15 protein-coding genes, 2 tRNA genes and 1 rRNA gene (1 of these 18 running past the window's edge) are annotated in these 14,006 nt (G+C 71.1%); 4 read left to right on the forward strand and 14 right to left on the reverse strand.

All coding sequences use genetic code 11. The annotated features are described in order from the left end of the window. A 16S ribosomal RNA gene (locus Q3W71_RS10135) occupies positions 1-111 on the reverse strand (it extends 1,406 nt beyond the left edge of the window). Between the two features lie 1,170 nt (positions 112-1,281). Here Q3W71_RS10135 and Q3W71_RS10140 point away from each other — a divergent pair. Beyond that, positions 1,282-1,509, forward strand: coding sequence for a hypothetical protein (locus Q3W71_RS10140; protein WP_302919056.1), 228 nt, complete (start codon positions 1,282-1,284; stop codon positions 1,507-1,509). 6 nt (positions 1,510-1,515) lie between these two features. Here Q3W71_RS10140 and Q3W71_RS10145 read toward each other — a convergent pair whose 3' ends face one another. The 6 genes from Q3W71_RS10145 to Q3W71_RS10170 form a co-directional block, all read right to left on the reverse strand. Continuing rightward, positions 1,516-2,313 carry a carbon-nitrogen hydrolase family protein gene (locus Q3W71_RS10145; protein WP_302919057.1) on the reverse strand — a complete coding sequence of 266 codons (798 nt, stop codon included), beginning with the start codon at positions 2,311-2,313 and terminating at the stop codon, positions 1,516-1,518. 96 nt (positions 2,314-2,409) lie between these two features. After that, positions 2,410-3,705, reverse strand: coding sequence for an ATP-dependent Clp protease ATP-binding subunit ClpX (gene clpX, locus Q3W71_RS10150; protein ID WP_109900974.1), 1,296 nt, complete (start codon positions 3,703-3,705; stop codon positions 2,410-2,412). Positions 3,706-3,912: 207 nt separating this feature from the next. Continuing rightward, positions 3,913-4,575 (reverse strand): ATP-dependent Clp protease proteolytic subunit, encoded by a 663-nt coding sequence (locus tag Q3W71_RS10155; protein WP_088992362.1) that lies wholly within the window; start codon positions 4,573-4,575, stop codon positions 3,913-3,915. A gap of 10 nt (positions 4,576-4,585) precedes the next feature. Further along, positions 4,586-5,227, reverse strand: coding sequence for an ATP-dependent Clp protease proteolytic subunit (locus Q3W71_RS10160; protein WP_088992361.1), 642 nt, complete (start codon positions 5,225-5,227; stop codon positions 4,586-4,588). Positions 5,228-5,400: 173 nt separating this feature from the next. Beyond that, the gene (gene tig / locus Q3W71_RS10165) at positions 5,401-6,747 is read right to left on the reverse strand and encodes a trigger factor (protein ID WP_302919058.1); all 1,347 of its coding nucleotides are present in this window, start codon (positions 6,745-6,747) and stop codon (positions 5,401-5,403) included. 138 nt (positions 6,748-6,885) lie between these two features. Continuing rightward, positions 6,886-6,959 (reverse strand) — tRNA-Pro (locus Q3W71_RS10170). A gap of 311 nt (positions 6,960-7,270) precedes the next feature. Between Q3W71_RS10170 and Q3W71_RS10175 the strand changes: the two genes are divergently transcribed. Next, positions 7,271-7,344 (forward strand) — tRNA-Gly (locus Q3W71_RS10175). 54 nt (positions 7,345-7,398) lie between these two features. Here the strand turns inward: Q3W71_RS10175 and Q3W71_RS10180 are convergent. Continuing rightward, entirely contained in the window at positions 7,399-8,169 is a 771-nt protein-coding gene (locus Q3W71_RS10180) for a hypothetical protein (protein ID WP_302919059.1), read from the reverse strand. Between the two features lie 474 nt (positions 8,170-8,643). Between Q3W71_RS10180 and Q3W71_RS10185 the strand changes: the two genes are divergently transcribed. Continuing rightward, positions 8,644-9,033: a hypothetical protein gene (locus Q3W71_RS10185; RefSeq protein WP_302919060.1), complete on the forward strand. Its 390-nt coding sequence runs from the start codon at positions 8,644-8,646 to the stop codon at positions 9,031-9,033. 77 nt (positions 9,034-9,110) lie between these two features. Here the strand turns inward: Q3W71_RS10185 and Q3W71_RS10190 are convergent, their stop codons facing one another. The 6 genes from Q3W71_RS10190 to Q3W71_RS10215 all read right to left on the reverse strand — a co-directional run bounded on the left by Q3W71_RS10190 (position 9,111) and on the right by Q3W71_RS10215 (position 13,042). Further along, positions 9,111-9,701, reverse strand: coding sequence for a hypothetical protein (locus tag Q3W71_RS10190; RefSeq protein ID WP_302919061.1), 591 nt, complete (start codon positions 9,699-9,701; stop codon positions 9,111-9,113). Positions 9,702-9,712: 11 nt separating this feature from the next. Beyond that, complete coding sequence (locus Q3W71_RS10195; RefSeq protein ID WP_302919062.1) at positions 9,713-10,588, reverse strand: ATP-binding cassette domain-containing protein; 876 nt, start codon at positions 10,586-10,588, stop codon at positions 9,713-9,715. Positions 10,589-10,590: 2 nt separating this feature from the next. Next, on the reverse strand, positions 10,591-11,274 hold the full coding sequence (locus Q3W71_RS10200; protein ID WP_302919063.1) for a hypothetical protein: 684 nt from the start codon (positions 11,272-11,274) through the stop codon (positions 10,591-10,593). Continuing rightward, positions 11,271-12,098, reverse strand: coding sequence for an ATP-binding cassette domain-containing protein (locus Q3W71_RS10205; RefSeq protein WP_302919064.1), 828 nt, complete (start codon positions 12,096-12,098; stop codon positions 11,271-11,273). The genes Q3W71_RS10200 and Q3W71_RS10205 overlap by 4 nt, the downstream gene beginning before the upstream one ends. Beyond that, positions 12,095-12,433, reverse strand: coding sequence for a PadR family transcriptional regulator (locus tag Q3W71_RS10210; protein ID WP_302919065.1), 339 nt, complete (start codon positions 12,431-12,433; stop codon positions 12,095-12,097). The genes Q3W71_RS10205 and Q3W71_RS10210 overlap by 4 nt, the downstream gene beginning before the upstream one ends. A gap of 126 nt (positions 12,434-12,559) precedes the next feature. Continuing rightward, the gene (locus tag Q3W71_RS10215; protein ID WP_302919066.1) at positions 12,560-13,042 is read right to left on the reverse strand and encodes a GNAT family N-acetyltransferase; all 483 of its coding nucleotides are present in this window, start codon (positions 13,040-13,042) and stop codon (positions 12,560-12,562) included. A 115-nt stretch (positions 13,043-13,157) separates the two neighbouring features. Here Q3W71_RS10215 and Q3W71_RS10220 point away from each other — a divergent pair, with 115 nt between their 5' ends. Next, on the forward strand, positions 13,158-13,982 hold the full coding sequence (locus Q3W71_RS10220; RefSeq protein ID WP_302919067.1) for an HAD family hydrolase: 825 nt from the start codon (positions 13,158-13,160) through the stop codon (positions 13,980-13,982). Positions 13,983-14,006 lie beyond the last annotated feature (24 nt).

Consider the following 14,006-nt stretch of genomic DNA (forward strand, 5'->3'; position numbering starts at 1 on the left):
GTTACTCACCCGTTCGCCGCTCGAGTACCCCGAAGGGCCTTTCCGCTCGACTTGCATGTGTTAAGCACGCCGCCAGCGTTCGTCCTGAGCCAGGATCAAACTCTCCAACAAAAACTTGTCGAACAGCAATCCCGACAACAAAAGTGTTGCCAAAGGAATCCCAACCAACCAACCCCCAAAGAGAGTCAGCCAGTCCGGGGTATAAATCAAATTGGCACTGGCTTATCAAGCACCCTGTTGAGTTCTCAAAGAACAACCACACACCATCCGAAATCCCACCATCTGGGACCCCGTCTGGGGCAACCTCTCAAGCCTACCCGGTCCGTTCCGCACCGTCAACCTCGGTCTGAGGTGATCAGCTTGGCTCGTTCCGGACCCACGCCGACGCACGCCGTTGCCGGCGGTCGTTTCTGTCGTGGGAAGCCGCAGACCGGCCGATCGCCGCTTCGCGGCCATCCGCCCGGCTCCTGCCGGCTTCAGAACTCTACCCGGTCAGCTTCGCGATCGCAACCCCGTTTCTCTCGAGGTCACCCGCACCGCCCGATCCCAGTCTCGCTCGGCGTCTCCGCCACGAGCCTGGCGCCCCGTTCTCGGCCGGTTTGCCCGGCCTCCCGCGTGCAGAGAGAAAGTTACGCGGCGGGGTCCCGGAAGGCAAATCAACGCCAGCCAATGGGGCTGGCGCACCGTGCCGGAAGCCCCGGTTCTGGTCCCAACGACAGGGTCCACCCGGGTATTCCGGGCGGCGTCCGTCGCCGGAAGCCCGCCACAGGTCCCAACGCACCCGGCGGTCCAGGTGACCACACGGCGGAAGCCCGCTACGGGCTCCAACACCAAGGCGCACCGGCGCATTCGAGGTGACCCCTGCGGCGCAACGCCCGCTACGGATCCCAACGCCGGCGTCCGCACCGGCATTCCAGGTGAGGCCCGAGGCGGAAACCCGCTACGGCTCCCAACACCGAGGCCCACGGGTGTGTTCCGGGTGACCCTTGCGGCGCAAAGCCCGCTCTACGGGTCCCAACGCCGGAGGCCGCACCGGAATTCCGGGTGACGCAGGCGGCCCGGGTGCGGCGCCGATTCGGCCGCCACCGGCAGCGCCGGGGTGTTCCGGCCGTCGACAACGACGCGCCTCCGCGCGCCGCTCCCGGTGCCACCGCTGCTGGTGGCTACCCGAGGATCGGAACGCCCGGTCCGGGCGGAGCAGCCCCCGGGCACCGCGCCGGCTCCGGGTACTGGCCGGCGCACCGGTCCCGCGAGCGGCTCCGACGTGCCAGAGTGTTCGGCATGGATGACGTGTCCCGGCCGGCGGCGACGGTGCTCGCCGAAGAGGCGCTGCTCGGCCTGCTGCTGCCGTTCTGGCAGCTGGTCATCGGCGCCTTCGTGCTCTTCGTCGTCCTGGTCTCGGTGGCCCGGCTGGCGCGGCGCGGGCCCTCCCGGATGAGCACCGCCCTGCTCGTCACGGCGGCCGCGATCGCCGGCTTCGCGCTGGTGGGCGTACTGCTGCAGGGGTGACGGGGGTCAGAGCCGGCGGTTGGCCAGACTCGGCAGCTCCGCGCGGATGGTCCGCAGCCGTACCAGGTCGAGATCCGCGACGGCGAAGCCCGGGCCGTCCGGCACCTGGCTGAGCACCATCCCCCAGGGGTCGATCACCATGCTGCGTCCGAAGCAGGTGCGGCCCGGCTCGTGGTCGCCGGTCTGCCCGGCGGCGGCGACGAAGCACTGGTTCTCGATGGCCCGGGCCCGCAGCAAGACCTCCCAGTGGTCCCGCCCGGTGTGCAGCATGAAGGCCGCCGGCACCACCAGCAGATGGGCCCCGCCCTCGGTGGCGAGCTGCCGGTACAGCTCGGGGAAGCGCAGGTCGTAGCAGATCGACAGGCCGACCCGGAGCCCTTCGACGTCGACCACCACCGGCTGGTCACCCGGCGCCACGGTGGCCGACTCGAGGTACGACACCCGCCCGGGGATCTCCACGTCGTACAGGTGGATCTTCCGGTAGCTGGCGGCGAGCGCGCCGGAGCGGTCGAACACCAGTGAGGTGTTCCAGGTGTGCTCCGGGTCTGGGCCGGCCTCGTGGAAGGAGCCGGCGACCAGCCAGATGCCCAGCCGCCGGGCGAGGTCGGCGAAGAACAAGCCGACCTCACCGTCGACCGGTTCCGGCTCGGGCAGCCCGGCCGCCGGGCCCAGGTAGTCGACGTACTCGGGCAGGACCGCGAGGTCCGCGCCGGCGGCCGCCGCGCGCTCCACCAGGACCGCCGCGGCGGCGAGGTTGGCCTTCCGGTCGTCGCGGGCGTTGAGCTGGCAGACGGCGACACGCATGGCGTTCAGCGTACGGGCGCAGCGGCTACCGCGACAGCGCCGGCTGGCGCGACGGCATGCTCGGCGACCGCCGCCCGGTCGACGGCGGCCGGCCGGTCAGGCGGACTTCTCCTCGCGGTCCCGCCGGGCGCGCCGGCCGGTGAACTCGCGCGGGACGATGGTCGGGTTGACGTTCTCCAGGACGACCTCGCGGGTGATCAGCACCCGGGCGGCGTCCGGGTTGCTCGGCACCTCGTACATCGTGGAGAGCAGGACCTCCTCGATGATGGCCCGCAGCCCTCGGGCGCCCGTCCCCCGCAGCATGGCCTGGTCGGCGATCGCCTCCAGCGCCGGCTGGTCGAACTCCAGCTCGACCCCGTCGAGTTCGAAGAGGCGCTGGTACTGCCGGACCAGGGCGTTGCGCGGCTCGGTGAGGATCCGCACCAGCGCCTGGCGGTCGAGGCTGCGCACGTTGGTGATCACCGGGAGGCGGCCGACGAACTCCGGGATCAGGCCGAATTTCAGCATGTCCTCCGGCATGACCTGGCCGAAGATGTCGTCGGTCGACCGCTCGGAGACCGACCGGAGGCGCGCACCGAAGCCGGTGCCGCCCTGCCCGGTGCGGGCCTCGATGATCTGGTCGAGGCCGGCGAACGCGCCACCGCAGATGAAGAGGACGTTGGTCGTGTCGATCTGGATGAACTCCTGGTGCGGGTGCTTACGGCCACCCTGCGGCGGCACGTTGGCCACCGTGCCTTCCAGGATCTTGAGCAGGGCCTGCTGGACGCCCTCGCCGGAGACGTCGCGGGTGATCGACGGGTTCTCCGACTTGCGGGCGATCTTGTCGACCTCGTCGATGTAGATGATGCCGGTCTCGGCGCGCTTGATGTCGTAGTCGGCGGCCTGGATCAGCTTGAGGAGGATGTTCTCCACGTCCTCACCGACGTAGCCGGCCTCGGTGAGCGCGGTGGCGTCGGCGATGGCGAACGGCACGTTCAGCATCCGCGCCAGGGTCTGCGCCAGGTGGGTCTTGCCGCAGCCGGTCGGGCCGATCAGCAGGATGTTGGACTTGGCCAGCTCGACGGCGTCGCTGCCGGAGCCCGGCGCGCCGGCCGCCTCGGCCTGGATCCGCTTGTAGTGGTTGTAGACCGCGACGGAGAGCGCCTTCTTGGCCTGGTCCTGCCCGACGACGTAGTTGTCGAGGAACTGGCAGATCTCCATCGGCTTGGGAAGCTCTTCCCACTTCACCTCGCCGGACTCGGCCAACTCCTCTTCGATGATCTCGTTACAGAGATCGATGCACTCGTCGCAGATGTAGACCCCGGGGCCCGCGATGAGCTTCTTGACCTGCTTCTGCGACTTGCCGCAGAAGGAGCACTTCAGTAGGTCGCCGCCGTCACCGATCCGTGCCACCTACGTTCTCCCTGCACTCATCGGCCGGAACCCCGGCCCTGACCTGCGGACGCTGTGCTCCGTCCGTCTCCTTCACCCCGCCGGATCCACCGGCGAAGCGGCACAGACCCGACGTTACCCGCTGGCGGGGGTTTCTCCGACCCCCAAAACGGGTGTGTCAGAGGTCGGCCGGGAGCGATCCCCGACCGACCTCCGACCCGGAACCGGTCAGCTGGCGGCGTTGGCGGCCAGCAGCCCCTTCTTGCGACTGGTCAGGATCGTGTCGACCAGCCCGTACTCACGGGACTCCTCGGCCGTCATGATCTTGTCACGGTCGATGTCCTTGCGAACCTTCTCGATCGGCTGGTTGCAGTGCCGGGAGAGCATCTCCTCCAGCTGGGTCCGCATCCGCAGGATCTCCCGGGCCTGGATCTCGATGTCCGAGCCCTGACCGTAGCCGCCCTCGGTGGCCGGCTGGTGGATGATGATCCGGGAGTTGGGCAGCGCCATCCGCTTGCCCGGGGTGCCCGCGGAGAGCAGCACCGCCGCCGCGCTCGCGGCCTGGCCCAGGCAGACCGTCTGGATGTCCGGCCGGACGTACTGCATGGTGTCGTAGATCGCCGTCATCGCGGTGAACGAACCGCCCGGCGAGTTGATGTACATGATGATGTCGCGGTCCGGGTCGGTGCCCTCGAGCGTCAGCAGCTGCGCCATCACGTCGTTGGCCGACGCGTCGTCGACCTGGACGCCGAGGAAGATGATCCGGTCCTCGAAGAGCTTGTTGTACGGGTTCGACTCCTTGACCCCGTACGACGTGCGCTCGACGAACGACGGCAGGACATAGCGGTTGTGCACGGCCGCGAACTGGGGCGGCAGGCTCAGATCGGTCATCGTCAGCTCCTCAGCTCAGGGTCCCGGCGCCATCCGGAACCTGGGCGGCCCCGATGATCACCTTGTCGATGAAGCCGTAGTCCATGGCCTCCTGGGCGGTGAACCAGCGGTCGCGGTCCGAATCCGCCTCGATCTGCGCCTGGCTCTGCCCGGTGTGGTGCGCGACCCGCTCCTGGAACATCCGCTTGGTGTAGAGCATCTGCTCCGCCTGGATGGCGATGTCGGACGCGGTGCCGCCCAGGCCGCCGGAGGGCTGGTGCATCATGATCCGCGCGTGCGGCAGGGCGTAGCGCTTGCCCTTGGTGCCGGCGCAGAGCAGCAGCTGGCCCATGGAGGCCGCCATGCCCATGGCGACGGTCGACACGTCGTTGTCGATGAACTGCATGGTGTCGTAGATCGCCATGCCGGAGTAGACCGAGCCACCCGGCGAGTTGATCCAGAGGTTGATGTCGCGGTCCGGGTCCTCCGCGGCGAGCAGCAGCAGCTGCGCGCAGATGCGGTTGGCGACCTGGTCGGTCACCTCACTGCCCAGGAAGATGATCCGCTCCTTGAGCAACCGGTTGTAGACCGAGTCGTCGAGGTTGCCAATGTTGTCGCCACCGCGGGCCTCGATCGCCCGGAGCGGCTTCGCTGGGATGTGCATGTCGGTCATGGCAGCCCTTCGCTCTCCGTACCGTCCTACCCGACACTAACCGCTCGACCGGGCCGCAGAGTCCCGGTCGGGGCACTGTTCGCTCTCGGCGCAGCTGCGCCGAATGCGTACCCCGGAAAGGGTTTCGGCCGCCGTCCACCGCGAGCGGCGGACGGCGGCCTCCGCCCCGACGATCAGTGCTCGTGGTCGTGCTCGGCCTCGTTCGCGGCGCGCAGCGCGTCGAGGGTGACCTCGTTGCCGGCGGTGTCGGTGATCTTGATCCGCTCCATGACCGAGGCCAGCGCCTTGCCGCGCCGGACGTCACCGAAGACCGCGCCGGCCGCGCCCGAGCGCACCAGCTGGTCGTAGTACTGCTGCGGAGCCATCCCGGCGCGCTGGGCCCGGTGCACGATCTCGTGACCGAACTCGTCGTCGGAGACCTGGACGTCCTCGGCGTCGGCGAGGGTGTCCAGCAGCAGCTGGATCTTCACGCCCTGGGTGGCCGCCTCGGTCAGCTCGGTGTCGATCTGCTCCTCGGTCTTCTCCTCGGCCGCGAGGTACTCCTCCAGCGAGGCGCCGATCCGCTCGAGCTGGTCGACCATCGCCTGCTTGCGGCTCTCGACCTCCTCGCGGACGACCCCCTCCGGCGCCGGCACGTCGGCGGCCTCGACCAGCTGCTCGAGGGCCTTGTCGCGGGCGGCGTAGATCTGCTCGACCCGCTTGCCGCGGGCGACCCGCTCCCGGAGGTCGTCGCGGAGCTCCTGCATGGTGTCGAACTCGCTCGCCATCTGGGCGAACTCGTCGTTGAGCTCCGGCAGCTCCTTCTCCTTGACGGTGCGCACGGTCACCGCCACCTCCGCGTCGCGGCCGGCGAAGTCGCCGCCGACGAGCTGGGTGGTGAAGGTGGTGCTCTCGCCGGCGGCCAGGCCGACGAGGGCCTCGTCCAGGCCCGGCAGCAGCTGCTTGCTGCCCACCTCGTGGGAGATGTTGCTCGCCGAACCGCCCGGCACGTCCTCGCCGTCGACGGTCGCGTTCAGGTCGATCTGGACGTAGTCGCCCTCCTGGGCGGCCCGCTCGACGGTCTTGAGGGTGGCGAACCGCTCGCGCAGGTTCTTCACCTGCTCCTCGATCTCGCTGTCGTCGATCTGCAGCTCGTCGACGGTCACCTCGACGGTGGACAGGTCCGGCAGGGTGATCTCCGGCCGGACGTCGACCTCGGCGGTGAAGTTCAGCGAGTCACCGTCGTTGAACTCGGTGATCTCGACCTCGGGGCGACCGAGGGTCTTCAGGTCGTGCTCGCGGACCGCGGCGAGGATGTTCTGCGGGATGGCCTCCTGCACCGCCTCGTTGAGGACGGTGCCCCGACCCACCCGCTGGTCGATCACGGCGGCCGGCACCTTGCCACGGCGGAAGCCGGGAACCTGGACCTGCTGGCCGATCTCCCGGTACGCCTTCTTGAGGCTCGGCTCGAGCTCGACGAACGGCACCTCGATGGCGAGCCGCACGCGCGTCGGGCTCAGAGTCTCGACGGTGCTCTTCACAGGCGTACTCCTTGACGGATCTCGGTTTGAGTCTGGGCACAATTAGCCCATCGAGTGTAGGCGAGCCGGCCGGGCACGCCGGCAGCGCCCGGGCACCGCACGAACGGCGGGCCCGGTGGCACCGGCCGCGGACGACAGTCGGGGTGGCGGGATTTGAACCCACGGCCCCTCGCTCCCAAAGCGAGTGCGCTACCAAGCTGCGCCACACCCCGTGGCGACGAGAAGTGTATGCCGTCGCGCCCCACCGGACGTGTCGGGTCCTCCCCCAACCCGCCGAACGCATACCAACCGGACACCCGGGCTCGCGTCTCCCGCGCCCCGCCCCGCCCCCGCGGCGGGGCGCGGGGCGGGGGCGGGGGCGGGATCTGGCGACAACTTCAGGGAAAGAGTGGCCTCCGCGCGACGGAGGCCACTCTTTCCCTGAAGTTGTGCGGATCTTGGGGATCGACGCGCGGGCCGCGGCTGCGCGCGCGGTGGAGTGATTGGGTACGCTGTCGGCGCGCCCTGTGCTGTCGGGGCGTACGCGGGCGTAGCTCAATGGCAGAGCTTCAGTCTTCCAAACTGACGGTGCGGGTTCGATTCCCGTCGCCCGCTCCACCTAAGAAGGCCCGGGTGAACCGCATGATCGCGGCACCTGGGGTCCTCAGCCTGCTAGCCACCGCTGCTGGCACGTGGGCTGGTTCCGTGCACGGCGGCCGTCGCCTCGGTGGCGGGGCCGGTCGGGCTCGGTCGCCTGGTGAGAACGAACAGTCCGGTCAGTAGAAGTGCGAGCCACAGCGGCACCAGCAGGGGAACGAGTGACCACCAGGCGGGCCACACCGGTTCGGCGAGCCCGTCCGGGAACAGGTCGGCCCAGGTGAGGGCGGCGCCCGGGAGCAGGGCGACCGTCACCAGCGTGCGCACCAGCCACGGTACGGGCGGACGTCGCCGCGCCACCACCCAGAACAGCGCCGCACCGGCAGCAGCGCCGAGGAGGGTGCCGATGAGCGCGGAGGCGAGGAACCTGTCCGGCGCGGCCGGCACGACGCTCAGCGTCGACCAGGTCGCCCGGTGAGTGAGGGTGACCATCACACCGTTCGCCTCGGCGCGCCAGCCGTCGCACGGGTCGCCCGGAACGCGATGGAGATCCTGCCACCCCAGCGATGCGGCGTTGCGCCGTAGCTGGTCGGAGAGCGCACAGTTCGCGCGGCCGCGGTAGTGGAAGTCAGCGCGAGCGGAACCGAGATCATCAGCTGCCAGGAAGACGCCGTACCGGTAGGTGCGGACCACCATGGTGTTGGCGTTCGGCTCGGCCTCGGGGAGCAGCTCTGCCGCCACGGCCCGAGCCCGGTCGGGGCTGAGGGGTACGGTGCCGCGACCGCCGTACCACGAGCCGATGCTCAGGCCGGCCGTGCCCAGGAGCACCGCGCCGAGCAGCAGCATCGCGACGCCCCGCAGCCGATGTCGCACCGACCCTCCCCTGGTGATGGTGCGGCACAGCGTAGCCCTCGAGATCCACACCAGAGGCCCACGCGAGTCCGGGTCGCCCGTCGTGATCTCGCATTGACCAGGTTCCCGTGCCATCCGCAGGTCGTGGAGATGGAAGCCGGCCAGGCCCACCGAGGCGATCGTCCTGGTCCACCTCACTGCCCGGCCGAGGTTGCCGGAAGGTAGCGGCGCACCCTTCACCGAGCGCCTACCTCCCCGGAACGCCCTCGTCGATGACCTCGCGGCCCGGTTTCGGCTGACCCCGTCCACGGCCCGGTAACCGTGGCAGCGGTCATGGGCGGGCTCGAGACGGACGCAGCTCCGCTGCTGGCCCCACGCGTTCGGCCGATCGACAGCTAGGGTGCCCGCATGCGGCGGTCACCGACGAGCCTCGCGCTCCCACGGGTGTGGCGAGGACTGGCCGCTGCCATGGTCGCAGCCGCTTGGGGCGTCCTCGGCTACGGCCTGATCTTCTCCGCACACGACCAGCAGGCATGGGGCGAGCTGGAGGCCGGTGGGCGGTTTGCCGTCAATCTCTTGGTCTATCTGCCCTATTACGCTCTGACGCTGCCCATCGCCGTCGTGGTCACACTTGGGCTGCTGCGCAAGCCCGACCTGCTGTCTCCACTTGCGGCGACGGCAGCTGCCATCGCGCTTTTCGTGTGGTGGGTGGCCGACCAGGGCTCGTTGTTCGATCCTCAACCTCAGCTCTCCGCCGCCCTCATGTGGTGCGTGATCGCCGACGCCGCCGCTGCCGGAGCCCTGGCCGGCGCGTGGGTCATGGCAGCACGGCCCGGGAGCGCTGCTTCCCCACTCTGATCTCGGCACGCGCTGGCCCGGCGGTAACAGGATCACGCCGGTGCCGTCTCGCGACCGGGAACGCGGCCCGGCGGCCGTCAGTCGCTCGGTAGGTCGCGGCGGACGGCGACGGCCGCGGCTGTGCAGGCCAGGGCCGTCCAGGCAGCGGCGATGAGGAGGCTGCGCTGATCGCCGGTGCCGCCGCCCAGGAAGGCGGAGAACGGCAGGGGTGCCTCGAACCTGGCGACCAGGCCCTCGACGAAGACGAACCATCCGGCGTAACCCAGGAACAGCCAGGTGGGACGACGGACGACCGCCGCGTTGGCGGCGGCGAACACGGCGATGATCGGCACGACCGTCAGGATGTCCTGGTAGCGGCTCGCCTCGCCCCTGGCGACCACCGTGACGCCGCTGATCGCCGCGAAGCCCAGGGCCACGACCACGCTGGTGACGACCTGGCCGACCAGGACCAGCACCCGTTGTGGTCGGGCCAGGTAGAGCAGGACGACCGTACGGTGTTGATGGTGCTGGGCCACGATCATGACGGCCAGCCCGAAGGCGCCCATCCCGGCCAGCAGTCCCCAGGCGTCGATGTTCAGCGCGCCGAACAGCATGCCGAGCACGCCGAACCCGACGATGGAGATCCGGCTGGACCGGATCGTCAGGGCTCGGTAGAGCTCGCTGCTCACCAGTGCGATCATCAGCCGGCCGCCAGGTTGAGGAAGATCTGTTCGAGGTTCGGCTTGTCCACGGTCAACTCGTAGATCGGCACCCCCGCGTTGAAGGCGATGTCACCCGCGTGCTCGGGGGTCAGTCCCACCACCGCCAGGGTGTGCCCGTCGGTGGTGACGCGGGCTCCGAAGCTCTCGAATGCCTGCCACAGTAGGCGTGGGTCGCGGCCGCGGATCCGCAGTTGGTGCCCGGAGGTGCCGTACAGGCTGGCCAGCGGCGCCTCGCACCTGATCGTCCCGTTGGCGATGATGACGACGTCGTCGATGAGCTGCGCCAGCTCGGAGAGCAGGTGGCTGGAGATCAGTACCGTCCCGCCCTGGCGGGCGTGCTCGCGCAGCAGTCGGCGCAGCCAGGCGATGCCCTCGGGATCGAGGCCGTTCGCCGGCTCGTCGAGCACGAGCACCGGTGGGTCTCCCAGCAGCGCGGTGGCCACCGCCAGGCGTTGCCGCATCCCCAGCGAGTAGTCGCCGCTGCGCCGGTCGGCGGCGTGCGCCAGCCCGACGTGGTCGAGCAGCTCGTCCGCGCGCGACCGGCGCACACCCGCCGCGAGGGCCTGGGCGACCAGGTGCGCCCGGCCGGTCTGCCCCGGATGGCTGAGGCCCTGTTCCAGGACCGCACCGACCTGCGCCGGCGGGTTAGCGAGGTCCTGGAACCTGGTGTTGTTGATCAACGCCTTGCCGGAGGTCGGTCGGGTCAGACCGAGCAGCATCCGCAACGTCGTCGTCTTGCCCGCGCCGTTCAGCCCGAGGAACCCGGTCACCCGGCCGGCTCGGGCCGTGAAGCTGACGCCGTCGACGGCCCGCACGCCGCCGTACGTCTTGGTGAGCGCGAAGGCCTGGATCACGGCTACGCGAACCGCAGGTGCCGGCGTTGGCGGAGCCGGACCGCGGCGGCGACGACGACCAGCACGGTGAGCGCGACAGCGAACGCGAGCCCCTGGGTGAGGCCCCGGGTGAGGTAGCCGCCGTCGGTGTGGTCGATGGCGTACGTGCCGATCTCCCGGCTGAACCAGAACGGCAACGCCCGGGTGGCGGTGTCGGCCGGGTCCATCACCATCTGCAGGCCGACGATGGTCAGCAGCACCAGCGTGCCCTCCAACTCGCGGGGCAGCGCGGCACTGAGCAGGAGGCCGAACGGGGTGGCGACGGCCACCGTCAGCACCATGATGAGGGCGATCGCGCCGTACCGGACGTCGTGCTGGTCGACCAGGATCAGCACGAAGTACGGCGCGGACAGCAGCGCACCGACCGTCCACAGGGCCAGCAACCGCCCGAGCACCAGGTGCAGGCTGCGGTAGCCGGACAGCCGCAGCCGGGGTTCCATCCCGCGCGCCGCGCTGCCGGCGAAGAGCGCCGCGGTGCTCAACGCCCAGCCCAGCCCGAGACAGACGAACCGGATCGACTGGCCGAGGTGGTCGCCGCGGCGGCTGAGGTAGAAGGCCAGCGGCAGCAGCAGCAGGATGAGCAGCACGGAACGGCGGCGCAGCAGCTCGCGCAGCGCGCTCTCGGCCACCACGAGGATCTTGGTCATGCGCGGGGCTCCCGGGCGGCGGTCAGGTCGAGCACGATGTCGACGCGGTCCAGCTGGTTGAGCAGGTGGGTGACGACGACGATCGCCTTGCCGGCGTCGCGCCACCGCCACACCTCGTGCCAGAAGTCGAGATAGGTCCCCCGGTCGAACCCCTGGTACGGCTCGTCGAGCAACAGCACGTCCGGTTCACCGAGCTGGGCCAGCACCAGGTTCAGCTTCTGCCGCGTACCGCCGGAGAGGTGCCGGGCCTGGGTGCCGGCCGGCGGGCTCCAGTCCAGCACGGCGGCCCCGGCCCGGCCGGCCCGCCGGGCGGCGGCCCGGTCCAGGCCCCGGCCCGCGCCGACCAGCACGAAGTGCTCGTCCGGGTCGAGGAACTCGGCGGTGCCGCCGGCCTGCGGGCAGTAGCCGAGCGTGCCGTGCACGCGGACGGTGCCGGCGTCCGGGCTCAGCATTCCGGCGCAGATCCGCAGGAAGGTGCTCTTGCCAGCCCCGTTGGCGCCCACCACCGCGGCGATCTCCCCCGCCCGGACGGTGAGGTCGACCCGGTCCAGGACGGTCCGTCCCCGGTAGCGCTTGCTGATGCCCTGGGCGGCGAGCCGGACCGGGCCCGGCTGCCGGTGGGGTGGGCGTTGGTCGGGGCCGCCGAGGCTGTCCGCGACCGCCTGGGCGTACACGTCGGGCGGCCCGAAGACCCGCAGCGGCGGTTCCCCGCTCTCGCGCAGGTGGGTGGCGGCCTCGGCGACGACGTGTCCGGTCAGGTCCGGTCCGACACCGTGCCGGCGCAGTTCGCCGGTGAGGGCGGCAAGCCAGGCGTTGTGGTTCACCGGTTCGGCTCCTCGTGCAGTATCGCGCCGACGCTCGCGGCGAAGGCGGTCCAGTCGGTGGCGGCCGTGCGCAACGCCGCGCTGCCGGCCGGGCTGATCCGGTAGTACTTGCGGGCGGGGCCGGTCTCGCCCTCCCGCCAGTGCGCGGTGAGCAGGCCGGAGCGCTGCAACCGCAGCAGCACCGGGTAGAGGGTGCCGCCCTGCACGGCCCCGAGCCCACTGGCCTTCAGCGCCTGCGACAGCTCGTAGCCGTAGGACTCCCCGCGGCTGAGCAGCCCGAGGACGCAGAGGTCGAGCACGCCGCGCAGCCACTGCGCCCGCCGTTCCTGGTTCATCGCGCGCCGCCGCGGCCCGCTGGCAAGATCACGCAAGGACCCTAGCGCCGCCATCTAGCTAGCGCAACAACCTAGCTGGCGCGCACGTCGCCGGCGCCGTCCGACGGGGCGGATCGGCGGTGCGGGCTAGAGGTCGAGGCGGTACCGCTGTTCCAGGCGACCGCTGCGCGGGTGCGGCGTGGCGTCGCCGTACGGCGACCACCCGGCGCTCTCGTAGAGTGCGACCGCCCGCGGATTGTCCAGGTAGACGGCCAGCTCACCCCGGACGAAGCCGGCGCCGGCGAGCTGGCCCGGCAGTGCCAGCAGCAGGTGCCGACCGACACCCCGGCCCCAACTGTCGGGGCGCACGCCGAGGTAGCGGATCTCGGCGGTCGCCGCGTCCCCCGGCTCGACGGCGGCGAAGCCGACCACCCGGTCACCGGCGTCGAGCGCTACCAGCAGCATCGACCGTGGCGAGCCGTCGAGCACCGCCTGGATGACCGGTCGAGCCTGGTCCAGTGGCGCCGCCTCCGGGTCGCCGTCGCGGGCGGCCGTCGCCTCGGCCCAGATCGTGGCCGCCTCGTCGACGTACTCACCGCGGCGGGCCACCCGTACCTGCGCGTTGGTCATCGGCTCAGTCTGCCCATGCCGGTTGGCGGTGACGACCGGATTCCGCCCGCGCCGGCTCGCCCCGAGCCGGCGACGCCGACCGCGCCGACCGGGCGCGGGTGGCAGGATCCGGCTCGTGGGTGGGAGACGTGACGTACGGGCCGTGGTCACCGACCTGGACGGCACCATCGTCCGGGCCGACGGCACGGTGAGCGAGGCGACCCTGGCGGCCGGCCGGGCGCTGCGGGCGGCCGGGATCCCGCTGGTGGCCGCCACCGCCCGGACCCCGGCCGGAATCCGGGCGCTGGGCGCCCTCGCGCCGCTGCTCAGCGTCGCCGTCTGCTGCACCGGCGCGATCGGCTACGACCCGGTCGGTGACCGGCTGCTGTGGCGGGAACGGATGCCGCGCGAGACCGTCACCGGGTTGCTCGACCGCCTCTCCGGGCAGTTGCCGGACGCGGAGTTGGCGGTCTACGACGGCCGGGCGTGGTTCATGACCGCGGCCTACCGGGCCATCCGGGGAGCCGACCATTTCGGACCACGAGCGGTGGTGGAGCGCCGGTGGCTGCCCGAGGTCGACGCCTGCGTGGCGGCCGTCTGCCACCCCGGCCTCGATCCGCCCGCGCTGATCGCCGCGCTGTCCGCCGCCGGCACCCCGCCGGTCGCGGCGACCTTCGGCCAGGCCGGCGCACGCGCCGTCGAGGTGGCGCCGGCCGGAGTCGACAAGGCCAGCGGTGTGCTGCGCGCCCTCGCCGTGCTGGACGTGCCCTCCCAGCGCGCCGTCGCGTTCGGCGACATGCCGATCGACCTGCCGATGTTCGCCGCCGTCGGGCTCGGCGTCGCGATGGCGGACGCGCACCCGGAGGTGCTCGCCGCGGCCGGCGAGAGCACCGGCGGCGTCGAGGAGGACGGGTTCGCCGACTGGCTGCGCCGGGCGCGGGTGATCGGCCCGGCGGACTGAGGCCACGCGCCGGACCGGCCCGCT

This window comes from Micromonospora sp. C28SCA-DRY-2 (assembly GCF_030519475.1).
Lineage (GTDB): Bacteria > Actinomycetota > Actinomycetes > Mycobacteriales > Micromonosporaceae > Micromonospora.